This window comes from Sorangium sp. So ce363, from assembly GCF_051520435.1.
GTDB lineage: Bacteria > Myxococcota_A > Polyangia > Polyangiales > Polyangiaceae > Sorangium > Sorangium cellulosum_B.
Window position 1 is genome coordinate 8,854,052 of the sequence record NZ_CP150333.1, and the last position, 22,565, is coordinate 8,876,616.

The following is a 22,565-nucleotide window of genomic DNA, read 5'->3' on the forward strand; positions in this document are numbered from 1 at the left end:
AGATCGCACGAAATGTGCAACAAGGCCGCTCGACTGCTAGGCTTAACGCTGTCTTCGCGGGAATGGCGGCGCTCGCCACCTTCCCCGCGATCTTCGCGAATCCCCGGCCGTTCAGCGCGTTCCTACAGGGTAGGGCGCGCTCTTCGACGCGCCTCGACCGGACCGCCCAGCGTCCGACCGGGGCGGGGGCTCGCGGCCACCGCGCCAGGCGGTCGCCGCGTTGCCGGACAGAGGCCCCCGGGGGCCGCACACTGCAAACAAGCACCTTCGCGGTAGCTTCCGGAACTTCCGGTGCCGCGCGCTTGTACGTGGTGGCGGGATTGGCTAGGTGTTTTTTAGGCGAGGTGAGGGATGCCGACGAGGCGCCCGAGCAGCGCCTTGCTGCCCTCAGCAGGAGATTTCCATCGCCGTGGCGGTCGATCGCGACAAGGTACTCCAGACCGCGCAGAAGCTGGTCGAGCGGAAGCGCTTCGACAAGGCCATCGCCGAGTACCAGAAGCTGGTCGCAGACGATCCGAAGGACGTCCGCACGCTGCTCAAGATCGGCGACCTCTACCTGAAGACGGAGGAGTACGTCGAGGCGATCACCACCTACGAGCGCGTCGGCCAGTTCTACTCCCTCCAGGGCTTCGCGCTCAAGGCGATCGCCGTTTACAAGCAGATCCGCGAGATCATCCACAAGCACGTCCCGCAGTACGAGGATCGCTTCGGCCACATCGTCCCGCGCCTCGCGGAGATCTACACGCAGCTCGGGCTCACGAGCGACGCGCTCGCCGCCTACGACGAGGTCGCGACGCGCCTGCTCCGCGCGGGGCGCGACCGCGACGCGATCGACATCTTCAAGCGGGTCGTCGACCTCGACCCGAACAACCCCCTCGCCTATCTCCGCCTCGCGGAGGCGCTGATCCGGGTCCGCGACTACGACGCCGCGATCCAGCGCTTCGGGACGGCGGCCGAGCTCCTGCTCAAGCTCGGGCGGCGCGACGACGCGCTGAAGGTGGTCGAGCGCCTCCTGCAGCACCGCCCGGACGCCCGATTCGCCCGCATGGCCGCCGAGATCTACCTCGACCGCGGCGACCAGAGCGACGCGATGTCGGCCCTGACCAAGCTCCAGATCGCGTTCAAGGAGAACCCGCGAGACCTGGAGACGCTCGCGCTCCTCGCCCGGGCCTTCGACCTGCTCGGGCAGCCGGCCAAGGCGATCGAGGTGCAGAAGGAGTCGGCGCGCATCGCCAAGGAGGCCGGGCGGGTCGATCAGTTCACCGCGCTCGTCTCGGCCCTGATCACGCGCGCCCCGAACGACGAGGGCGTGCGCCAGCTCGCCTCCCAGATCGCGCCCTCGTCGAGGAACACGCGCGCGTCGATCGACGTCGAGCTCGAGGAGGAGGAGGACGAGGAGGCGGAGGAGCTCGACGTCGAGGACGACGAGCCCGCGTCCGCGGTGCCGATCCCGCTCCGCGCGTCGCAGCCCTCGACGTCGCCGATCGCGAGCCCGCGGCAGCTCGTCGCGCACGCCGAGAGCCTCCGGCGCGACCGGCAGTACGACAAGGCGGTCGCCCTCCTCAAGGGCGGCGTCGCCCGGCTGCCGGCCGCTCGAGAGCTGCGCGAGAAGCTCTGCGATGTCCTGATCGAGGCGGGCGACCAGGACGCCGCCGTCGAGCAGATGCTCGCGTTCGCGCAGCAGCTGGCCAGCGAGGACGCCGTCGACGACGCGGCGAGGCTCCTCGACGAGGTGCTGCTCCTCGATCCCGACAACGCCCAGGCCACGGAGATGCTCAACCTGCTCGGCTACGCCGTGCCGCAGGAGGAAGAGCTCGCGGAGGAAGACGCCGCCGGGCTGGAAGCCTCGCCGACAGCCGGCGAGAACGACGCGTATGCGTCCGAGGTGCCGAGCCAGGACCTCTACGACCCCGACGCGCCGCTGCCCGCGTACACCCTCGATGAAGACGGCGTCGTCGAGGCGCTCCCCCGGCGGCCCGAGCTCGTCACGCACCTCGACGATCCGTTCGCGAACGAGCCGCCGCTGCCGAGCTTCCCGATCGAGGACGTCGAAGAGGTCGAGGACGTCGAGGAGCTCGAGGCCATCGACGACGAGGAGGAGGAGACGGCGTCGGTCAACCCGAGCCGCGCGCCTGAGCACCCCCTCGCCGTCGCTGCGTCCCAGGCTCCGCCCCCGGCGTCCTCGATACCTCCCCCTCCCGTGCTCGCCGCGCCGCCGCCGGCCCTGTACAGCCCGGTGTCGGGCCGACCGGCGTCGGTCCGGCCGGTGTCGGGCCGCTCCGTGCCGCCGGGCTCCTTGCGGCGCGCGGACGCGCTCGACGAGGACGCGCTCGAGGAGGTCGAGTTCTTCGCGCAGCACGGGATGTTCGACGAGGCGCGGAACATCCTCGAGGAGCAGCTGGCGCGGCTGCCGAACCACCCGCTCCTGATGGAACGGCTGCGCGAGGTCACGGAGCTGGCCTCGGACGCGCGGGTGGTGCGGGCGGCGACCGACAACGAGAGCGGCACGCGGGCCGTCCCGCGCGGCAGCGAGCGGCCGGACGAGGATCGCGCGTTCGACATCGCCGAGTCGCTCAAGATGATCGACGAGCTCGAGGTCGTGCCGGGCTCGGTGACGGGCGTCCAGGACGATCCTCGGCAGATCAGCGTCGAGAGCGTCTTCGAGCAGTTCAAGGCGGGCGTCGCGGCGCAGATCTCCGAGTCCGACGCGTCGACGCACTACGATCTCGGCGTCGCCTACAAGGAGATGGGCCTCTACGCCGACGCCATCGGCGAGTTCGAGCTCGCCGCCCGCGACCCCGGGCGAGAGTGCGTCTGCCAATCGATGATCGGCGTCACCCACCTCCAGATGGGCGACATCGAGGCAGGCATCGACGCGCTCATCCGCGGGCTGCACGCCTCGCACAAGACGGTCGAGCAGGAGCTCGCGCTGACCTACGAGATCGCGAACGCCTACGAGATGCGCGGCGTCCCCGAGCAGGCGCTCTACTACTTCCAGCGCGTCGCCCGGATGAGCCCGAGCTACAGCGACCCGCGCGGCAGCGTGGCGGAGCGGCTGCGCCGCATCGACGTCCCGAAGCCGGCCGCGCGCGCCGTCGGCGCCGAGATGATCGCGGACGAGTTCGACGCCGCCTTCGACGATATGCTCCCGAGCGGCAAGCTGCCCTGAACACCGCTCGCGCGCGGTCGCGCGGGTGCGCCCTGGAACCGCCAGAAATTGGGCCACGGCGGGCGCTCTCCGGTACCGGACGAGCATGAACCGACCGCTCCTCCTCGCCGCCCTCACCTCGGTCCTGGCTGCTGGTTGCGGCGCCGGGATCGAGACGAACGCTCGCTCCGGTCGCCCGCAGGACGCCTCCGCCAAGGTGGCGGCGCAAGCGCGGCGCGAGGTCCCGCAGCGCGCGAAGGGCTCGCTCGACGAGCGCGGCCCGATCGCCGAGCAGGCGCCCGGCGCGCGCAAGCCCGGCGATTATGTGGCCTACCGGTTCTCGGGCAGCTTCAGGAAGACGCCGCTGCTCCTCACGCAGCGTGTCGTCGCGCGCGAGGGGGACGTCCTCGTGGTCGACGTGACCCTCGAGGACGGCAAGCAGACCGAGGCGCTGCGGGTCCGCATGAGCGACGAGCCCAGCAGGCGCGGTGAGATCCTCGGCGCGGCGTGGATCGACGACGGCGCGGAGCGGCCGGCGACCCTCTCGGCCTACGACGCGATGATGGCCAAGACCGCGCTCGCCGCCGACGAGAACGAGGACGTGCTCGGCAGCGAGGCGGTGAACGTCGAGGTCGGCGGCTCCTCCATCCCGTGCCAGCGGACGAGCTTCCGCGTGCGCATCGGCAAGACGAAGGCGACGATGCGCACGCTCCAGAGCGACGACTTCGCCTGGGGCGACGTGGGCGGTGAGATCACGGCGGAGGACGGGCGCGTGCTCTACCGCGCCGAGCTGATCGACAGGGGCCACGCGGACATGGATGAGCGCGCGGCCGCCGGCGCAGAGCCCGGCTCCACGCCCCGGCCGGCGACCGTGGCGCGCTCCGCCGACGAGGACGAGGCGTACGACGACTACGAAGACTGAGCCGGCAGGGGCGCGTCGCCCCGGTTTCCCTTCGCGACGAGGATCTCGATCGAGCGCGCGGCCGCCGCTTTGACCAGGTGACCCATCTTCGGGTGCTCGGGCTCGAAATCCGGCTCGATCCCCTCGGCGCGCAGCGCCTCCGTGCAGACCGGCCCGATGGACGCCACCACGCCCCGCGCGAGCGCGGCGCGCAGCCGCTCGACGAGCCCCTCCTCGGCCGCCACGAGGAGCGCGTGCTCGACCTGCGCGCGGCTCGTGAAGAGCGTGATCGCCGCGCCGCCGTCCGCCATGAGGCGGAGCGCCTGCCGGAGCGGCGCCGTGTCCTCCGGGAGCGCCCAGCGGTACACCGGCACCGGCGTGACATGGGCGCCGGCCGCCGAGAGGCTCGCGTAGAGCTCGTGGCTCGGCGCGCCGTGCTCCTGGACGGCGATGCGCTTTCCGCTCAGATCGCCGAGCGCGCTGACGGCCTCGACGATCTCTCGCCAGGTGTTCGGCTCGCGGACGGTGATGAAGCGGGTCAGGCCCAGCTCGCGCAGCGCCGCGGCCGGCTTGGGGCCGCGCACGACGATCTGCACGGACGAGAGCGCCGCCGCCAGGAGAGATACGCCCTGGGCGTCCGCGCCACCGTCGCTATCGGACGCCCCGCCGCCGCCCTGCCTCGGCTCGAGCGCAGGCGCCGCCTCAGCCACGAGCGCCCGGGTCCCGACGCCGGTCATCAGGATCACGAGGTCGAACTCGGCGCCCGCGAGGCGCCGCGCGAAGTCGAGAGCGCGCTCGTTCCTCTCGATGGGCACCTCGCGGAGCGTGGGCGCCGTGACGGGCACGCCGCCATACCGCTGGATGAGCGAGGCCATCTCGGAGGCGCGGCGGCTCTCGAAGCAGATGACGCGGCGCCCGGCGAAGTCAGACGGCGCGGGCGGAGAAGGACGGTCGTTTCGTGGGTGGGTGGGCGTGCTCACCCGCGCAGCATAGCCCGGGTCCGGCGCTGGCGGGTTTCGGGCGGTGGACCAGTTTGCTAAGCTCCTCCGTGTGAGCCATCCGATGAGCAACGAGGCTTCCGGGGTCCAGGGGAGCGGGCTCTCGCGTGCGACGTCGGAGAACGACGCCGGCCCTGATCCCGTCATCGGCGCGGGCATCGCGCTGCTCGGCATCTTCTTGATGGGGGTGGGGGGCGCGCAGGGCGCGCACTACCTCTTCAACTTCGGCGTGCTCGTGGCGGTGCTCGGGGCCGTCCTGTTCGTCCTGTTCGTGGCGCTCACGGCGCTGAAGCAGCGACGGGCGCTCGGCCTCGCGAGCCGCGCTCCGAGCCCCGAGGGCAGCGCCGAGCAGCGCGACGCGCGCGACTGATCGGCCGAGCGCCACTGGCGCCCGGCAGCAGCGCGACGCGCGCGACGGATCAGCCGAGCGGCGCTCGCGCCCGACAGCAGCGCGACCTACGCGACGGACCAGACGAGCGCGCTCGCGCCCGGCTCACGCCGGGGGCTCGCCGCCGGGATCGCTCCGGTCGTCCGGTGGCGCCGGGGAGCCAGCCTGACGGCCGGCCTCGACGGAGAGGTCGGGCTCGATGTCAGCGAGCGAAACGCCGAGCTCCTCGGCGATGCGCTCGATCTCGGCCCGCTCGGCCGGCGTGGGCGCGCCGTCCGCCGCCGCGAGCCGGATCAAGAGGCGCACGACCTCCACGCGCTCGCTCGCGTTGCAGAGCGCCTTGAGCTCGCGGTAACAGCGGTCGACCTCGCCCTCCTGGAGCGCGGGCAGCTTGCCCTGGAGGGCGTTGAACACGGCCTCGACGCCGCTCGGCGCGAGCCCGTCGACGTGCGTGAGCAGCTCGCGGAGCAGCTCGTCTTCCTTGTCGGAGAAGCGGCCATCGACGCAGGCGACCTTGCCGAGCAGGACGATGACGGTGGCGATGTAGCGGAGGACGACCGCCTCGTCGTCCGGGAGCGCCGTGCGGAGCTCCGTCAGGAGGGCGTCGAGGTTCGGGAACGAGCCCCCCTGCTTCAGGCCGAGCCAGGCGAGGAGTCCCACGTGATGAGGCTACCAGATCCTCGCCGGGCAGGGCAGCCCGGCGGAGCCCCGCCCTCTACGCCCGTCACCGCGGTCGTCCATGTCGCCGTCGCTGTGGTCGCCTTCGTCCATCTCCCAGCGGCCTACTCCTCGCCGCCGCGGTCCGCAATCCAATCGTCCACGGGGTTGTCGGACTTCGGGGTCTTCAGGATCGAGCCGTCAGGCCCGTCCTTGCGCACGACGAGCGTGCGCCGCGTCGTGGTGTCGGCCGTCTCGCGCGCGACCACGGTGATCACGTTGACCCCCGGCCGGAGCGGCGCCTCGAACGCGAACTCGGCCTTCTTCGGGTCGGCGCCGTCGCGGTTCGACTTGTAGTAGAGCTTCCGCGACCCGACGAAGATGAAGGTGTCGAGCAGCCGCTCGCTGTCCGACGCCGTCCCCGTGATCTTCACGGTGCCGGCCGTCGTCGCCAGCGCCGCCGCGGCGATGTCCAGCGTCGGCGGCGCGTGCGAGTAGAGGTCATCGAACGCGACCGCCGCCGGGGCCGGCCCGCCGCCAGGGGCCACCTCGCGCGCCGCGACGAACGCGAAGCGCCCTGCGCCGAGGTCGATCTTGAGGAAGCCGCCTGGCGCCTCGCCGATCACCTTGACCGCGGCGCCCGCCGCGAGCCGGCCGAAGCCGCGCGCGCTCGCCTCCGGCGACGGGAGCAGGGTCGCCCCCTCCGCCCCGGCCTTCATGGTGGAGCCGCCGCCGTTGAGCTGGACGCGCGGCGAGATCGGGATCTTCACCTTCTCGCTGGCGAACTCGCGGAGATCGCGATCGCCGACCGAGAGCAGGAGCGTCGCCTCGGGCTCGGACAGCTGCTGCTCCACGTCGAAGGTGAAGACCACCTTGCGCACGTCGCCCGGCTTCATGTTCGAGACGTCGAAGCGCCCGGCGTGCAGGAGCAGCCCATCGCCCGAGCGGCTCGCGAGGTTCGCCTGCGTCTCGTACGAGGCGCCCTTGCCGATGTTCTTGACGGTCAGGTACATGCTGACCCGCTCGCCTTTCTGGAGGAGCCCGTCGCCGTTGCCCTCGCGGTCATCCGCGATCTGATAGGCATACTGGAAGAGCGGCCGGTCGAGCGCGCGCACCGTGGGCCGGATCTCGACCGCCGGCGGCTCCGGCGCGGCGGCGACCTCGAACTTCACCTTGAGGCCGTCGCTCCGCGAGAGGGCGTCCATCGGGATCGTGCAGACGCGCTTCTCGTTCGCCTTCCTCGGCTTCGTCGAGCCGACCTTCCGCCCCTCGACCTCGCACCAGCCGAGCGGCGCCTTCGTGCTCTTCGTCTGGCCGGGGCCGATCTTGCCGAAGATGAGCTCCTTGCTGTCGAAGTACGGGTTGTCGCTCTCCGTCGTCCCGCGGAGCCGGTAGACCGGCTGCTTTCCGTTGTTCTTGACCGTGACCCGGAGCTCCATCGGCTGCCCCGCGGTCACCTCGGCATTGGGGCGATCGGTCTCGACCTTCACGTCGAGCTCGGACTTCGCCGCCGGCGTGGCCCCCTCGGGCGCGTCGGACCAGTCGACGCCGAGCTTCGTCAGCTCGGCCGCGACCTTGCCGAGCTCCTCCTTGCCGACCTGATCGATGTAGTCGTGCATCGCCCGGAGCTGCTGGAGCCTCGGCGTGGAGGGCGGCATCCGCGCGGCGAGCTCCCGCGCGAAGCGGATGGGGAAGTCGACAGCGAAGTCCTCGTCGATGTCGCCCCCGCGCTCCCGCATCTGCTCGCGGTCGGCGCTCGTGAGCTGGTAGCGGACGACCTCGGACGGCTTGCCCGCGGCCGCCGCGCGCGCGTTCGAGAGGTGCGCCGAGAGATCGCGCTCCCGGAGCCCGTCCTTCTGGACCGTGAGATCCATCTCGAGCTCGTCGACCGTCATCGGATCGAGCTCGATGTCCGGCGTGACGCCGACGCCCTGGATGGAGATGTCGCCCGGCGTCAGGTACTGCGCGATCGTGAGCTTGAGGGCCGCCTTCTCGGCCGTGACGTCGGGGAAGACGAGCTGCACGCTGCCCTTGCCGAACGTCTGCGAGCCCACGATGACGGCGCGATCGTTGTTCTTCAGCGCGCCGGCCACGATCTCGCTCGCGCTCGCGCTGTTGCCGCTCACGAGCACCACGATCGGGTACAGCGGCTCTGTGCCCGGCCCCTTGGCGCGCTTCTCCTCGCGCCCCTCGGAGGCGCCGACCGTGGACACGATGACGCCGTCGGCGAGGAACTTGTCGGCGATGCGCGCGGCCTGATCGAGCAGGCCGCCCGGGTTGCCGCGCAGATCGAGCACGAGCCCCTTCAGCTGCCCCTTGCTGCGCAGCCCGTCGAGCGCCGCGTCGAGCTCCGCGGTGGAGGTCGCCTGGAACGTCTTGAGCCGGACGTAGCCGACGCCGCCCTCCAGGGCGCGCGACTCGACCGACCTCACCTTGATCACCTCGCGGGTCAGCTCGAAGGCTTTCGGCCCTTGCCACCCTCCCTCGCCCTCGCGGGTCACCCACACGGTCACCGTCGTGCCGGGCTCACCGCGGAGCCGCTTCACGGCGTCGTCGAGCGGCATGTTGGTCGTCGACTCGTTGTTGATCCGCTCGATCCGATCGTAGCGCTTGAGCCCCGCCCTGCCCGCGGGCGTGTCGGGCATCGGGTTCAGGACGGTGAGCTTCTGGTCGCGGATCGAGATCACGACGCCGAGCCCGCCGAACGCGCCCGACGTGGAGAGGTTCATCTCCTTGTACGCCTCGGGGCTCAGGAACGACGAGTGCGGGTCGAGCGTGTGCAGCATGCCGTTGCACGCGGCGTACTCGACGTCCCGCAGATCGACCTCCGTGCCGCGGAGGTTCTTCTGGAGGAAGGCGAAGACCTCGCGGAGGCGCGCGGAGACGTCCCAGGGGCCCTGGATGTTGTCGATCCGGAACTTCTTCTCGCTGGTCTCGACGCGGACGGTGACCTCGTTCGGGTCCTCGTTGAGGACGATCACCTGCGCGACGTCGCGCTGGACGGCGTTGAGCGCCGACAGCAGCATCTCCTTCGGCTTGACGCGATCCGGCTCGACGTACTTGTCCCGGATCATCTTGAGCGTCTCGTTGACGGCCTCGAGGCGCGTGAGGTCGTACGGCGCCTTGGCCACCTGCCCGGTGACCGCGAGCGCCGGCTCGAACCCGCGCCAGAGCCCGCCAGGGCCGAACTGAAGGACGAAGTACGCTGCCAGCGGGAACGCGGCGGAGACGACGAGCGCCTTGGCGATGCGCTCCAGGGGTCGGTGAGGCATACGGCGATCGAGTATAGACGCACCCCAGCGAGCGTCGACCGACGTCAGCGCGCGATCGCCCCGATCGCCCCCGAGCGCCGCGTTCCAGCGCGGGCGCTACACGGGCTTCTGCGTGTCTTCTTGCTTCTCTTCGGGCTTCGCCGGCAGCTGCTTGGCGGGATCCTCGTCCTCGTCGTCGCGGATCCCCTTCTTGAAATTCCGGATGCCCTCGCCGATCCCCTTCCCGATGTCAGCGATCCTCCCGGCGCCGAAGAGGAGCAAGGCGAGGCCGATGAGGAGAGCGATTTCGAGCGGTCCGATGCGGCCCATAGCGTTGATCCCTTGAAGGCTGCCGCGCGCTCGGCGGCAGGTCGGCGGGCCACGGCCCGGTTTGCGTCGACCCATACCACCCATCCTCCGCACCGGCAATGCAGCGGTTCGAAGCGCTGAGACCCGTGCTAGGCTCGCGCACCGGCTTCGCTGGAGGAGAGACGAGGCGCGTGTGCACCCGCTCACTCCGCCAGCGGTTCACAAATCAAGAACGGCTCGACGGCCCAAACGGGATCGCCAGCCGGCCGGCCCGGACGCCAGCCTCGGATGAGGCCGGCGGTGATCCATGGCTTGAGCCCTCGCAGGCTTCGCGACAGTCGACACGGGGAAAACACGATGCCGATGAACCGCTTGAATCGAAAGGCAGCGCATTGTCTGGCAGGAGCGTCGGTGGCAGCGGCGGTGCTCGCCGGCGCCGCCGGGCGCGCGAGCGCTCAGGAGGCGAGCGAGGGCGACACGGTGAGCGTCGACGGCAAGGGGATCGTCGGCGGCGCGCTGCTCGGCGGCGAGGTCGTGATGCTGACCATGGGGGCGATCGGGGTCGAGCGCGCCTGGCCGTACCTCGTGTTCGGCGGGCTCGGCGCGGTGGGCGGCGGCGTCGCCGGCTACTTCGTCGAGGCGGCGGATCCGCCCGCGGAGGTGCCGCTCTACATGCTCGCCGGCGGCATGGCGCTGGTCATCCCGACCCTCGTCGTCACCCTGAACGCCACCGCGTACAAGCCCCCCGAGTCCGACCAGAGCGAGCCGATCCGCAACGAGCCGGCCGCGGAGCCCCCTCAGCCGGGGATCAACGTCCAGCTCACGACGGACGCCGCGCAGATCCTCCGGCGGGCCCGCTGGGAAGAGCCCCGGCTCGGCCTCGTCGACATCACGCCGCGCCGGGTCGCGCTCGGCGTGCCCGCGCTCTCGTTCAAGCCGCTCTACTCGCAGGACGAGATGTTCAAGTTCGGCGTGGCGCAGGGGCACGAGGTCCGCGTCCCCGTCCTCCGGGCGACCTTCTGAGGGGCCCGGGGTCGCCCCGGGCGGCGGCGCAGGGCAGGCGCCCCCCTGCCCCGCGCGCCGGTCTCTGTGCCGATCCCTACGCTCGGCGTTAGGCTCTCGCCGTGGCCGACCTCCACGATCCTCCGCTCCCCTGGTCCACGCGGCTCTGGTTCGCCTTCGCGTGCTTCTTCCGCGTGCTGTTCGATTCCCAGTTCGCCGCGCGGGCCTGGCAGGCGCGCGCGGCGGTCGCCGCCCTGCCGCCGGCCGAGCGCGCTGAGCCGCGACGGCTCGAGCGAGATCGCGCAGGCGGCGCGCCCGCGGCCCCCGAGGCCGCCGCGGCTGCGGCGAGCGAGCCCGCCCCCGCGCCGGTCGCCGCCCCCGCGCCGCACGCCGCGCCCGCGGTGAGCTCGGCGCTCCAGCTGCTCTCGCTGCTCCAGCGCGAGGGGCGGCTCGTCGACTTCCTCGAGCAGGACATCGCCTCGTTCGGCGACGCGGACGTCGGCGTGGCGGCGAGGATGGTCCACGAGGGCTGCCGCAAGGCGCTGCGCAGCCACGCGAAGCTCGCGCCCGTGCGGCGCGAGGACGAGGGGGAGAAGGTGACGCTCGAGGCCGGCTACAACCCCTCCGAGATCAAGCTGATCGGCAACGTGTCCGGGACCGCGCCCTACAGAGGGGTGCTGCGCCACCGGGGCTGGCGCGCCGACGACGTCTCGCTGCCGACGCCGGTCGCCGGCCACGACGCCAGCATCATCACCCCCGCGGAGGTCGAGCTATGAGCGCGCGCTACATCATCGGCATCGATCTCGGCACCACCCACTGCGCGCTCGCCTACGCGCGCCTGGCCGAGGACGGAGCCGACGCGCGGCTCACGCCGTCGCCCGAGGTGATGGCGGCCCCGCAGCTCGTGGCGCAGGGGACGCTCGAGGCGCGCCCGCTCCTGCCCTCCTTCATGTACATCCCTCACGAGAGCGAGGGCCCCCAGGCGCTGCCCTGGGACGCCGAGCGGCGCTTCGCCGTCGGCGAGCACGCCCGCGCGCGCGGCGTCGACGCGCCGGCGCGCCTCATCTCCAGCGCGAAGAGCTGGCTCAGCCACGCCGGCATCGACCGGCGCGGATCGACGCTCCCGCTCGGCGCGCCCGAGGACATCGAGAAGATCTCGCCCGTCGAGGCGTCGTGGCGGTACCTCGAGCACCTCACCGAGGCGTGGGATCACCTGTTCGCGAAGGACGATCCGGCGCTCGCCCTCGCGAAGCAGGAGATCGTGATCACGGTGCCCGCGTCGTTCGACGCCGCCGCGCGCGATCTCACCGTCGAGGCCGCGAGCGCCGCGGGGTTCGAGGACCTCACCCTGCTCGAGGAGCCGCAGGCCGCCGTGTACGCCTGGATCGACGCGGCCGGCGAGGCGTGGCGCAAGCACCTCCACCCGGGCGACGTGCTGCTCGTGATCGACGTCGGCGGCGGGACCACCGACTTCTCCGCGATCGCCGCGGTCCCGCGCGACGGCTCGCTCGAGCTCGTCCGCGTGGCGGTCGGCGACCACATCCTGCTCGGCGGCGACAACATGGACCTCGCGCTCGCGCACGTCGTGAAGGCGAAGCTCGCCGCCGAGGGCAAGGAGCTCGATCGCTGGCAGATGACGTCGCTCACCCACGCCGCGCGCGTCGCGAAGGAGCGGCTGCTCGGCGATCCGTCGATCAGCGAGGCGCCGATCGCGATCGCCGGCCGCGGCTCGAAGCTGCTCGGGGCGGCGATCCGGACCGAGCTCACGCGCGACGAGATCACCCGGACGCTCGTGGACGGGTTCTTCCCTGAGGTCCCCTCGTCCGCGCGCCCCGCGACCCGCGCGCGCGCCGGCCTGACGCAGCTCGGCCTCCCGTACGCGCAGGACCCGGCGATCACCCGCCACCTGGCCGCGTTCCTGGGGCGACAGGCCGGCGCGACGTCGAAGCTTCCGGGCTTCGCCCCGCAGGGAGGAGCGAACGCCGAGCCCGGCCGCGCGCCGCTCCTCCTGCACCCGACGGCGGTGCTCTTCAACGGAGGCGTCATGAAGAGCGCGGCGCTGCGCGAGCGGCTGGTCGCGACGCTCGGCGCCTGGCTCGAGCAGGACGGCGCGCCCCGGCCGCGGGTGCTCCCGAGCGACGACCTGGATCTCGCGGTCGCGCGCGGCGCCGCCGCTTACGGCCTCGCGCGGCGCGGCCGCGGGCTCCGGATCCGCGGCGGGACAGCGCGGGCCTACTACGTGGGCATCGAGGGGGCCGTTCCCGCGGTGCCCGGCCTGGAGCCGCCCATCACGGCGCTCTGCCTCGCGCCGTTCGGCATGGAGGAAGGCACCGAGGCGACGCTGCCGCCGCAGGAGTTCGGCGTGGTGGTCGGCGAGCCGGTGCGCTTCCGCTTCTTCAGCTCGTCGGTGCGCCGGGATGACCAGGCCGGGACCGAGCTCGAGAGCTGGAAGCCCGGAGAGCTCGAGGAGCTCTCGCCGATCGAGGTCACCTTGCCCGCGGAGGGCCGCCGGGAGGGCGACATGGTGCCGGTGCGGCTGCGCGCGTCGGTCACCGAGGTGGGGACGCTGCTCCTGGAGGCGATCCCCCGCGAGGCGCAGAAGCCGAACGAGCGCTGGCGGATCGAGCTGTCGGTGCGCGCCGAGGCGTGAGCGCGGGGGTGCCCGCGTCCGGAGCAGCCTGAAGCGGCACGACCCGCCGTCCGTCCCGAAGCAGAGCGCGCCGGCGCGCGTTACCCTCGTAGCGCGCCGCAGCATGCAGCAGGCAGAGGGGCCGAGCGCGAGGCCAAGCCGGAGCGCGCTCATCGAGGACACGACATGGCACCGACGATTCGCAGGCTCCGCGTCGTCCATTCGACGAGATATACCTACGATCGCCCGGTGGAGCGCAGCGTGCACAAGCTGCATCTCTGCCCGGTGCACGACCGGGATCAACGGGTGCTCTCGCACACGCTCACGATCGATCCCGGCGTGACCACCGTGGAGTTCGAGGACGTCTTCGGGAACCGGGTCACACGCTTCGAGATCACCGCCCCGTATACCGCGCTCACGATCTCGGCCGACTCGATCGTGGAGCTCTGCGACGCCGATCCGTTCGCCTTCGCGAAGAAGAAGATCCGGCCCGCGTTCCCCCTCGTCTGGATGCCCTGGGAGCAGGCGATCATCGCGCCGTACGTGCGCCCGGCGGAGCTCCCCGACACCCAGATCCAGGCGCTCTTCGATTACGCCATGTCGTTCGTCGAGAAGAACGACGCGGACCTGATGGAAACGCTCTTCGCGATCAACCTGACGCTCTTCCGCGAATACCAGTACGTGCCGGGCTCGACGAACCTGGCGACCACCCCGTATGACGTCTTCGTGAACCGGCGCGGGGTCTGCCAGGATTTCGCGAACCTGTTCATCTGCATGGCGCGGCTCCTCGGCATTCCGGCGCGCTACGTGTGCGGATACCTCTATACCGGCAACGTCGGCGCGAGCCGCGCCGGCTCCGACGCGACCCACGCGTGGGTGCAGCTCTACATCCCGAACATCGGCTGGAAGGGGTTCGACCCCACGAACGGCGTGCTGGCCAGCCTCGACCACGTGCGGGTCGGCTACGGCCGCAACTACATGGACGCAACGCCGACAGCGGGGACGCTCTACACCGCCGCCGCCGAGACAATGAACGTCGATGTGACGGTGAGCGAGGTCGACTAGGTCTCTCCGCGGGATCGCCCGCGCAACGACAGGCGCCTGTCGCACCGAGCCCACAACGACAGGGGGGAGCGCGAAACGGCGGCCGCGGGCGAGGCAGGCGTCCCGCCCCTCCCTGCGGCCGCAGCGTGAATCGCCGAAGGTCGCTCGGACGGATCCGCGAGACCTCGGCGCGTCGCGATCACTGGCCGTCCTGGAGACAGGCGGTGCCCTGCTCGATGCACGCGCCCTCAGCGGTGGTGGCCGCCTCGGTGCCGCACGCCTCGCACGCCTCGTCTGCTATCTCGTCCGTTGTGCACGCGGCAAAGCAGGGGTCACCCTCCGCCGCGCCACACGTCTCGCAGATACACTGCGTGACCGCCTCGTATTTCGGGATCGAGGACTCGCAGAGGTCCGCCGGGTCGGCGTTGGCCACGAGAGGCGCCGAGCAGGTCACACACTCCTCGCTGCCGCCCGTGCCGCCGCCACCGCCCTCGCCGCTGCCGCCCTCGCCGCTGCCGCCCTCGCCGCTGCCGCCCGTGCCGCCGCCGCCGCCCTCGCCGGCCGAGCTGCTCGCGGTGGTCCCGCCGCCCGAGCCCGTCGTCTCGGTGTCGTCCCCGCAACCCGCGGAGAACGCGGTCGCGCCAAGGATGAGAGCCATCGAGCCCATGCTGACAAGATTTATATTACGCATGTTGTCCTCCGGCGCGCTCGAACGAGCGCCCGTCGTCGATCGTCGCTTCGTCTGTCAGTCCCAAGGGGACTCGCCGGTCGCGACAACCCCCGCGTGCCGGCGGCGGCACACTACTCCACCCAGGCTGTGACGCTCAACTATCTTCCATGCGACGCGCGAAAACAGCTGTCGGCGCCTCGCCCGGTCGAGCGATCCCAAACACCATGGCATGCGCGCTGAGGACGAGCCCAGCAGCGCCCTCGACTCGGGGATCGCCCGACTCCGACGCCCGGACGAAACCACACCGAAATCGCGCGTCGCGAACCGCGCGCATCGCCGTGGCCGGGGGGCTCGCGGCGAGCGTCGCAGCGAATGCCGCAAGTCGCGAGTTCCGAGCCTCCTTGTGCTCCACGGAACGCCGCGCCGTCGCTGGGATCGCCGCAGCCCGCGCCGCGCGCTGCCCGCAGCGCTGCGCGATCTCGATGCCTCGCGCGAATCTGGAGATGGCGGTGGACGCCGCCGGGAGCGCGCGCCTTTGACGACTTGAAGGTGGAAGTTGGAAAGCGCTCGTGACAGCGGCCCTGGAGCACGGCTCTGCTATGATCAGAGGCGCGGCGCCTGCGTCGCGCGCGATCGCAGAGCCCGGCCTCGCGCTGCGATCGCGCACGACGGGCGCCAGCGATACGGCCCCACGCGCGCCGCGCAGCGACGGCGACGCGCGGGGCTCGTCGCGCGTCACGGGGGAGGGCACGATGAGCATTCGGTTGCGCGTGTTGCGCGTGTTGCGCGTGTGTCTGGCGGCAACGCTCGTGGGCCTGTGCGCCTGCGCGAGCACGACCGTGCAATGGCCCTCGCCGGAAGGGCAGCCGAAGCTCCCGCCCTCACGGGAGATCAACGCCGTCGCGCGGCCGGACGCAGCGCGCTGCGCGGCGATCGTCGGGGCCACGCTCATCGACGGCCGGGGAGGGCCGCCCGTGCGCGACGCCGTCGTCGTGGTCCGCGGCGACCGCATCGTCGCCGCGGGCGCGCGCGGCGCCACCGACGTCCCGGCCGGCGCGGAGGTCGTCCCCGGCGCGGGGCTCTGGGTGCTGCCCGGCCTCATCGACGCGCACTTCCACCTCGACGGCGATGACGGACTGCCCGGCGTCGTCCTGCAGCGCGGCGTCACCTCGCTGCGCGAGCCGGGAAACTGGATCGAGGCGTACGACGCCGCGCGCAAGCTCGGCCCGACGCCGCGGCTCTTCCTGGCGGGGCCGCTGCTCGACGCGCCGTATCCGGCCTATCCGGAGAGCGCGATGCTGGTGCGCGACGCGGCCGAGGCGCGCTGGGCCGTCGATCAGCTGGTCGAGCGCGGGGCGTCGGCGATCAAGGTCTATTTCCGCCTGCCCCTCGGGCTCGTCGAGGAGGTCGCCAAGGCCGCGCACGCGCGCGGGGTGATCGCCGTCGCGCACCTCGAGACCGTGGACGCCGCGGCCGCGGTCCGCGCCGGGCTCGACGGCATCGAGCACATCACGTCGCTCGGCACGGCCCTCGTGCCGCCGCGCGAGGCGGAGCGCTACCGCCAGTCGGTGATCGCCGACAACGACGCGCGCTTTCCGGGGCGCTTCGACGTCTTTCGCGGCATCTCCCTCGGCGCGCCGCGGACCCGAGCGCTGCTCGGGCTGCTCGCGGCGCGGGGCACCTTCCTCACCCCGACGCTCGCCATCTTCGAGCGCCGCGCCGGCGACGCGGGCGCGACGGAGACCCAGGTGCGCGGCTTCGAGAACATGATGAAGCTCACCCTCGCGGCGCGCCGCGCCGGGGTGCGGGTGGTCGTCGGCTCCCACGGCAAGGCGCCGGGCGCCGAGCGAGGGTGGGCCTACCAGCACGAGATGGAGCTGCTCGTCGAGAGCGGCCTCTCGCCCATGGAGGTCCTCGTCGCTGGCACGCTGGAGAACGCCAGGTACTTCCGCGCCGACGACCGGCTCGGCAGCGTCGAGCCGGGCAAGCTCGCCGACCTCGTCCTGATCGAAGGCGACCCGCTCGCGGACATCCGGGCGATGCGCCGCGTGAAGCGGGTGATGCTGAACGGGAGGTGGGTCGGCCCAGCCGAGGCCGAGTGAGCCGCACGCGCGCTCGCCGCCGCAGGCTCGGCGCGCGCGTTACGTCGAGTCACGCGGACAGGACGAGCGCACGCGGAGCGCGCCGCCGCCATCGCGCGGCACGCTCCGACAGAGGGCCTTCAGCCCATCTCGATCTCGACGCGCACCGTCGAGCCGGCCGGCGACAGGGGAATCACGTTCCCCGCGACGGTCTTGCCGTCCACGGTCAGCTTCTTCACGCCCTTGCACACCCCCGAGTTCTTGACGCTGATCTCGTAGGTGGCGCCGCGGAAGCGGCGGGAGATCGAGAAGCTCTTCCACGCCTTGGGCACGCAGGGATCCAGCTTCAGGCCGTCGTACTGGGGCTGCACGCCGAGGATCCCCTGGCTGACGGACACGAACGTCCAGGCCGCGGTGCCGGTGAGCCAGGCATTCTTGGCCTCACCGAAGACCGGGGCGTCCTTGCCGGCGATCATCTGCGCATAGACGTAGGGCTCGGCGCGATAGGTCTCGATCTGGCTCTCCTTGGCCGAGGGGCAGATGGAGAGATAGTACTCCAGCGCGCGCTCCCCTTCGCCCAGGAGACACCAGCCGAGGTGGATCCAGGTGTTGTTGTGGCAGAAGATGCCCGCGTTCTCCTTCACGCCCGGCGGATACGAGGTGACCTCGCCGAGCTCGAGGTGATAGGTCGAGTACGCGGGCTGCTGCAGAACGATGCCGTTCTTCGTGTAGAGGTGCTTGTGCACGCTCTCCATCGCCTGCTTGGCGCGGCCGTTGTCCGCGCCGGCGCCGCCCAGGACGCACCAGCCCTGGCTCTCGATGAAGATCTTCCCCTCCTCGTTCTCCTTGCTCCCGACCGGCCGGCTCTCGGCGTCGTAGGCGCGGCGGTACCACTCGCCGTCCCAGGCCTCCTTCTCGACCACGGCCAGCATCTCGGCGTACTGCTCGCGCATGCGCGCGGCGTCGGACTTCTGGCCCATCCAGTCGTACAGGGCGGCCATCTCGCGGCTGGCATAGAGGAAGAGGCCGGCGATCATCACGGACTCGGCCTTCGAGTCCTTCACGTCGCCCGCGGTCTGGAAGCTCTCGTTGGGCTCGGTGCTGAAACAGTTCAGGTTGAGGCAGTCGTTCCAGTCCGCGTGGCCGATCAGCGGCAGGCCGTGCGGGCCCCGCTTCTTCATCGTGTAGGCGATGGACGTCTCCAGGTGGTGAAGGAGGTCCTCCTTGGAGCCCGGCTTGTCGGCGTAGCCCACCGCCTCCTTGAGGATGCCCTTGTCACCGGTCTCCTTGATGTACGCGCACGTGGAGAGGATCAGCCACAGGTGATCGTCGTAGAAGTCGCCGCCGATGTCGGCGTTCCCCTTCTTCGTCAGCGGCTGGTACTGGTGGTAGCAGGTGCCATCGCTGAGCTGGGTGGCGGCGATGTCGAGGATGCGCTGGCGGGCGCGCTCGGGGACGAGGTGCACGAAGCCCAGAAGATCCTGGTTCGAGTCGCGGAAGCCCATGCCCCGGCCGATGCCGGTCTCGTACATGCTGGCCGACCGAGAGAGGTTGAAGGTCGCCATGCACTGGTACTGATTCCAGGTGTTGAGCATGCGACTCGCGTGCTCGTCCGGGCAGTCGGCCTGGAAGTTCGAGAGGATCCCGGCCCAGTCCGCCTTCAGCTGGGCGAACGCGCCGTCCACGACGCCCGGCGCCGAGTACTTGGCGAGGATCTCCTTGCCCTTCTGCTTGTTCAGGACGAAGGGCGCCTTGAACTTGGGCAGGTCCCCGTGGTCCACGTACGAGAGCACGAAGCTCATCGTCTCGCTCGCGCCGGGCTCGAGCGAGAGGCTCACCTGGTGGCTGCCGATCGGGTTCCAGCCGAACGCCTTGGAGTTCGTGGCCTTCCCCTTGGCCGGCACCTGGGCCTCGTGGAGGCCGTGGTGGACGCTGCCGCAGAAGGCGTCACGGCTCGTGTCGAACCCGTCGATGGCGCGCGTGCAGGCGAAGAGCGTGTAATGGGAGCGGCGCTCGCGGAACTCGGTCTTGTGGTAGATGGCGCTCCCCTCGATCTCCACCTCGCCGATGGAGTAGGTGCGCTGGTAGTTCGTCATGTCGTTGAGCGCCTCGAAGAAGCAGAACTCCTGATAGGAGAAGAGCTGGATGTCCTTCTTCGAGCCGCTCTTGTTGGTGACCCGGGTGCGCCAGATCTCCACGTTCTCGCCGGGAACGATGAAGTAGAGCACCTCCACCTCGACGCCGTTCTTCTCGCCCGTGATCTTCGTGTAGCCCAGGCCGTGGCGGCACTCGTAGCGATCGAGGGCCGTCTTGAGGGGCTTCCACATGGGGTTCCACACGACCCCGCCGTCGTTCACGTACAGGTAGCGCCCGCCGAGGTCCATGGGCACGTTGTTGTACCGGTAGCGCGTGAGCCGGCGTAGCTTGGCGTCCTTCCAGAACGTGTAGCCGCCCGCCGTGTTGGTGCAGAGGCCGAACATCTCGTCCGAGCCCAGGTAGTTGAGCCAGGGCAGCGGCGTGTCGGGCCGGGTGATGACGTACTCGCGGCTCTCGTCGTCGAAGTGGCCGTACTGATTGCTCATGGACGCGCGGTCTCCGTGGATAGCGACAGAAAAAAACCCGGAGGCTGCGCTGCCCCGGGTCGGATAAGCCGATGATTGTCAGGCCTGGGGCCTCCGAGCGAGCTCAGAGGGCCGCCACTCTAGACCCCGGCGCCTCCGCTTGTCAACGGGGCCTGGGGGCGCGCTCGCCGGCGTTTTGCCAGGAAGAACGCCGCGCTCCGTCGCACTCTGTCGCGCTCCGTCGCGCTCCGTCGCGCTCTGTCGCGCTCTGTCGCGTGTTGGCGCGTGTTGGCGCATGGCTCGTGTGCGGCAGACAACCCAGGATTGCAGTGAAGGAAAAATTTTACATATCGAAGCTCCGCGGGCCGCGCTCGCTCGCGGAGCCGCGTATCCGCCGCTTCAACCGGCCTTGAACGTGTCGTAACGGCCGGCGCGCGGCGCGACGCGCGCCTCCAGCGCGGCGCGCTCGGCGAGCGGCATCGGGAAGGAGAGGGACCGCGCGCCCAGGTTCTCGCGCACCTCGGCGATCGACGAGCAGCCGATGATCACCGTGTCGGCGTGGCTCGCCGCGTAGCGGATGAGCTCGGTCGCGCTCGCGGCGCGATCCTGGAGCAGGCGGCCCGCGGCCATGATCTTCATGCCGATGACGCCGACGCCGCGCCGCCGCGCCTCCTCGACCACGGTCGTAAGGAACGGGAGCCGCGCCGGATCTGCGGGGTTCACCGCGCAGAGCACGGTATCCACAGGATAACGCCGCATCGCCTCCAGGAGGATCCGCGGGTCGTGGTGGCCGGTGATCCCGACGTGGCGCACGCGGCCGTCCGCCCTGGCCTGCTCCACGGCCTCGATGGCGCCCCGCTTGCCGAAGATGGCGTCGAGCTCCTCGAGCTCCCGCAGATCGTGCAGCTGCCATGAATCGAGGTGGTCTGTCCCGAGCCGACGCAGGCTGTCGTCGAGCAGCCGCAGCGCGCCGTCGCGATCGCGCGCGTGGGTCTTGGAGGCGAGGAAGACCTGCTCGCGCGCCTTCGGGCCGGCGGCGCGGAAGGCCTCACCGTAGTAGTCCTGGCTCTGCTGGTATGCAGGCGCGGTGTCGCAGTACCTGACCCCGAGGCGCAGGGCCTCCAGGATCACGGGCACCGCCTCGCGGTGACGGCCGGTCGTCCGGAGGATCCCCTCGCCGCCGAGCGACACCGGCTCCACCTGCGCGCCGGTCCGCCCGAGCGTGCGCGCCGGCGCTTCGCCGGCCGCAGGCGCCGCCGGCGACGGGCGGCCGGCTGCCCCGACCGCCGCGGCCGCTGCGGTCGGGGCGACCGCTCCCAGCACGTCACGACGGCCACCGTCGGCACTTCCCGTCTCGCTCGGCTCGCGCATACGGCCCTCCTGGAGAGGACTCTACCAACCGACAGGTCGCACGTAAACCGAGGCCTGGATCCATGCAGTCACGCGGCTCGGGCGAGCGGCGGCGGGTGCGCCGCTCTCCTCATCGAGGCCGCGGCCCGGGGGCGGACGCCGTCTTCAGCGTGCAGCCGAGCGAGGGGCAACCGTCAGGGACGAGCCTTGGGCACGCGGAAGTGGCCGTCGGCCCCTCGCTACCACCGGTCGTCGGCGTCGTCGTCGTCCGACCGATCGTCGTCCTCGAACACCAGCCTGCCAATCACCACCTGGCGCACTGTCGTGGGGTAATAGGCCGTGACGGCGGCCGTGCTCCAGGTGTGCCCGACGATGGTGTCCGAGGTGTTCCTGTAGAGCCGCATCGTCCCGTAGCCGGCGCCGGAGGCCCCCCGGCCGCTCGAGGCGTACCTGGAGTCGGACGAGCCGTGGTGCGTGCTCGTCGAGTCGACCACGCTCACCTCGAACTGGAATGTGCCCGCGACGAGGGGTGTGACGGGGAGCTTCGCCCTCGGCGCCCGGCGGAGGATCGCGACGTGCCCGGTCGACGACTCGCCTGCGGGGTAGCGGATGGCGATGATGTCGGCGGCGCGCGCGTCCTTGGGGTCGTGGATCCTCTCGAATCCGTTCTCCTCGACGATGGCGTCGTAGTAGGCGGCCGCGCTCGGGCTCCGGCTGCCCAGCCAGTCGTTGAGCGACGCTTCGGTGAAGCCGTAGCCCCGCTTGAGCAGCTCCGTCAGGAAGGTGGCGCACTGCGTCCGGTTCGCGTAGCGCCGCGCGCCGGCCACACCGGCCCAGCTGATGAAGCTGGGGCTCGAGTTGTATTCGTTGTTCTCAGGGCTGATGTTGTCGACGAGGCTCTCCGCCCACCTGAGATGGTCGGCGTGATGCGCATCGGCGGTGCGCGGCGAAAGCCACGCGAGCCCCGGAAGGACGAGACAAGCGATCTCCAGCACACGACGACGAACGCTCGCCATGATCCACCTTGCAATGCAGTGAGTTGCTCGAACTGGCGCGTCGCACTCAGCGCGCGGATTCCCGTGCTGTATTAAGTACGATCGAGAGGCGCCGTTCAATACAAATTTGCAACACAATCATCTTTGGGAGTCGCTTGTCCCACAGGCGCACAGACGGACAGGCATCCTCGCGCTCGCGCGCCGTGCGCCTCGCGGGGCGCACGGCGATGCGATGGGCAGCGCGGCGCGGGGGAGCTGCGCGAGGACGGAAGGACGGGCGACGAGCGTAACGGGCGCAACGAATGAAGCCGAGGCAACCCACGCGGCCGGCGCAACGCGGGAACCCACGTGACCGACGTAACCCACGTGACCGACGTGACCCACGTGACCAACAACCAGCGGGGCAGTGCGCAGTAACCCGACAACCCGGCAACAAACCTCGCGACCGCTGCCCCGCACAAGGCGCGAAATACGCGACACGCGCTGACGTCGACGAAATCAGTCGATTTCGAATGAGGGTCTGTGTTAACCTGGCCTGTTGTTCCGATGCCCGGATGGCCGGGGGAGCTGGCGCGGGGAGG

16 protein-coding genes are annotated in these 22,565 nt (G+C 71.1%); 8 read left to right on the forward strand and 8 right to left on the reverse strand.

The genetic code is table 11. The annotated features are described in order from the left end of the window. Positions 1-409 precede the first annotated feature (409 nt). Positions 410-3,169: a tetratricopeptide repeat protein gene (locus WMF12_RS33340; protein WP_437851913.1), complete on the forward strand. Its 2,760-nt coding sequence runs from the start codon at positions 410-412 to the stop codon at positions 3,167-3,169. An 85-nt stretch (positions 3,170-3,254) separates the two neighbouring features. Next, positions 3,255-4,070 carry a hypothetical protein gene (locus WMF12_RS33345; RefSeq protein ID WP_437851915.1) on the forward strand — a complete coding sequence of 272 codons (816 nt, stop codon included), beginning with the start codon at positions 3,255-3,257 and terminating at the stop codon, positions 4,068-4,070. On the opposite strand, the gene WMF12_RS33350 is transcribed toward WMF12_RS33345, so the two are convergent. Then, positions 4,058-5,029, reverse strand: a complete 972-nt coding sequence (locus WMF12_RS33350) for a uroporphyrinogen-III synthase (RefSeq protein WP_437851917.1) — start codon at positions 5,027-5,029, stop codon at positions 4,058-4,060. The genes WMF12_RS33345 and WMF12_RS33350 overlap by 13 nt on opposite strands. Before the next feature lie 82 nt (positions 5,030-5,111). Here WMF12_RS33350 and WMF12_RS33355 point away from each other — a divergent pair, with 82 nt between their 5' ends. Beyond that, complete coding sequence (locus WMF12_RS33355; RefSeq protein ID WP_437524051.1) at positions 5,112-5,417, forward strand: hypothetical protein; 306 nt, start codon at positions 5,112-5,114, stop codon at positions 5,415-5,417. Between the two features lie 123 nt (positions 5,418-5,540). Here the strand turns inward: WMF12_RS33355 and WMF12_RS33360 are convergent, their stop codons facing one another. The 3 genes from WMF12_RS33360 to WMF12_RS33370 form a co-directional block, all read right to left on the reverse strand. Then, on the reverse strand, positions 5,541-6,095 hold the full coding sequence (locus tag WMF12_RS33360; RefSeq protein WP_437851919.1) for a TerB family tellurite resistance protein: 555 nt from the start codon (positions 6,093-6,095) through the stop codon (positions 5,541-5,543). Positions 6,096-6,217: 122 nt separating this feature from the next. Next, positions 6,218-9,364 carry an MXAN_5808 family serine peptidase gene (locus WMF12_RS33365; protein ID WP_437851921.1) on the reverse strand — a complete coding sequence of 1,049 codons (3,147 nt, stop codon included), beginning with the start codon at positions 9,362-9,364 and terminating at the stop codon, positions 6,218-6,220. A gap of 96 nt (positions 9,365-9,460) precedes the next feature. Then, on the reverse strand, positions 9,461-9,673 hold the full coding sequence (locus WMF12_RS33370) for a twin-arginine translocase TatA/TatE family subunit (protein ID WP_437543838.1): 213 nt from the start codon (positions 9,671-9,673) through the stop codon (positions 9,461-9,463). A gap of 390 nt (positions 9,674-10,063) precedes the next feature. On the opposite strand from WMF12_RS33370, the gene WMF12_RS33375 reads away from it, so the two are divergent. The 4 genes from WMF12_RS33375 (at position 10,064) to WMF12_RS33390 (ending at position 14,348) form a co-directional block, all read left to right on the forward strand. Beyond that, entirely contained in the window at positions 10,064-10,675 is a 612-nt protein-coding gene (locus tag WMF12_RS33375) for a hypothetical protein (protein WP_437740709.1), read from the forward strand. A 101-nt stretch (positions 10,676-10,776) separates the two neighbouring features. Beyond that, positions 10,777-11,430 carry a DUF2760 domain-containing protein gene (locus WMF12_RS33380; protein WP_437851922.1) on the forward strand — a complete coding sequence of 218 codons (654 nt, stop codon included), beginning with the start codon at positions 10,777-10,779 and terminating at the stop codon, positions 11,428-11,430. Further along, complete coding sequence (locus WMF12_RS33385) at positions 11,427-13,304, forward strand: Hsp70 family protein (protein ID WP_437851924.1); 1,878 nt, start codon at positions 11,427-11,429, stop codon at positions 13,302-13,304. The genes WMF12_RS33380 and WMF12_RS33385 overlap by 4 nt, the downstream gene beginning before the upstream one ends. Positions 13,305-13,469: 165 nt before the next feature. Then, the gene (locus tag WMF12_RS33390; RefSeq protein ID WP_437740712.1) at positions 13,470-14,348 is read left to right on the forward strand and encodes a transglutaminase family protein; all 879 of its coding nucleotides are present in this window, start codon (positions 13,470-13,472) and stop codon (positions 14,346-14,348) included. Between the two features lie 178 nt (positions 14,349-14,526). Here WMF12_RS33390 and WMF12_RS33395 read toward each other — a convergent pair whose 3' ends face one another. After that, positions 14,527-14,985 (reverse strand): hypothetical protein, encoded by a 459-nt coding sequence (locus WMF12_RS33395; protein WP_437851926.1) that lies wholly within the window; start codon positions 14,983-14,985, stop codon positions 14,527-14,529. Positions 14,986-15,749: 764 nt separating this feature from the next. Between WMF12_RS33395 and WMF12_RS33400 the strand changes: the two genes are divergently transcribed. Beyond that, on the forward strand, positions 15,750-17,099 hold the full coding sequence (locus tag WMF12_RS33400; protein ID WP_437851928.1) for an amidohydrolase family protein: 1,350 nt from the start codon (positions 15,750-15,752) through the stop codon (positions 17,097-17,099). Positions 17,100-17,218: 119 nt separating this feature from the next. Here WMF12_RS33400 and WMF12_RS33405 read toward each other — a convergent pair whose 3' ends face one another. From WMF12_RS33405 to WMF12_RS33415, 3 genes are all read right to left on the reverse strand, one after another. Next, positions 17,219-19,660 (reverse strand): GH36-type glycosyl hydrolase domain-containing protein, encoded by a 2,442-nt coding sequence (locus WMF12_RS33405; RefSeq protein ID WP_437740715.1) that lies wholly within the window; start codon positions 19,658-19,660, stop codon positions 17,219-17,221. Positions 19,661-20,038: 378 nt separating this feature from the next. Further along, positions 20,039-21,010 (reverse strand): aldo/keto reductase, encoded by a 972-nt coding sequence (locus tag WMF12_RS33410; protein WP_437851930.1) that lies wholly within the window; start codon positions 21,008-21,010, stop codon positions 20,039-20,041. Between the two features lie 218 nt (positions 21,011-21,228). Further along, positions 21,229-22,005, reverse strand: a complete 777-nt coding sequence (locus WMF12_RS33415; RefSeq protein WP_437851933.1) for a hypothetical protein — start codon at positions 22,003-22,005, stop codon at positions 21,229-21,231. Positions 22,006-22,565: the final 560 nt, after the last annotated feature.

What these genes read in the sequence shown, in the direction of transcription:
- WMF12_RS33395 (WP_437851926.1), bottom strand. Translation starts at nt 14,985, where the DNA reads ATGGCTCTCATCCTTGGCGCGACCGCGTTCTCCGCGGGTTGCGGGGAC.
- WMF12_RS33400 (WP_437851928.1), top strand. Translation starts at nt 15,750, where the DNA reads ATGAGCATTCGGTTGCGCGTGTTGCGCGTGTTGCGCGTGTGTCTGGCG.
- WMF12_RS33415 (WP_437851933.1), bottom strand. Translation starts at nt 22,005, where the DNA reads ATGGCGAGCGTTCGTCGTCGTGTGCTGGAGATCGCTTGTCTCGTCCTT.
- WMF12_RS33345 (WP_437851915.1), top strand. Translation starts at nt 3,255, where the DNA reads ATGAACCGACCGCTCCTCCTCGCCGCCCTCACCTCGGTCCTGGCTGCT.
- WMF12_RS33365 (WP_437851921.1), bottom strand. Translation starts at nt 9,364, where the DNA reads ATGCCTCACCGACCCCTGGAGCGCATCGCCAAGGCGCTCGTCGTCTCC.
- WMF12_RS33385 (WP_437851924.1), top strand. Translation starts at nt 11,427, where the DNA reads ATGAGCGCGCGCTACATCATCGGCATCGATCTCGGCACCACCCACTGC.
- WMF12_RS33405 (WP_437740715.1), bottom strand. Translation starts at nt 19,660, where the DNA reads ATGAGCAATCAGTACGGCCACTTCGACGACGAGAGCCGCGAGTACGTC.
- WMF12_RS33390 (WP_437740712.1), top strand. Translation starts at nt 13,470, where the DNA reads ATGGCACCGACGATTCGCAGGCTCCGCGTCGTCCATTCGACGAGATAT.
- WMF12_RS33410 (WP_437851930.1), bottom strand. Translation starts at nt 21,010, where the DNA reads ATGCGCGAGCCGAGCGAGACGGGAAGTGCCGACGGTGGCCGTCGTGAC.
- WMF12_RS33355 (WP_437524051.1), top strand. Translation starts at nt 5,112, where the DNA reads ATGAGCAACGAGGCTTCCGGGGTCCAGGGGAGCGGGCTCTCGCGTGCG.
- WMF12_RS33370 (WP_437543838.1), bottom strand. Translation starts at nt 9,673, where the DNA reads ATGGGCCGCATCGGACCGCTCGAAATCGCTCTCCTCATCGGCCTCGCC.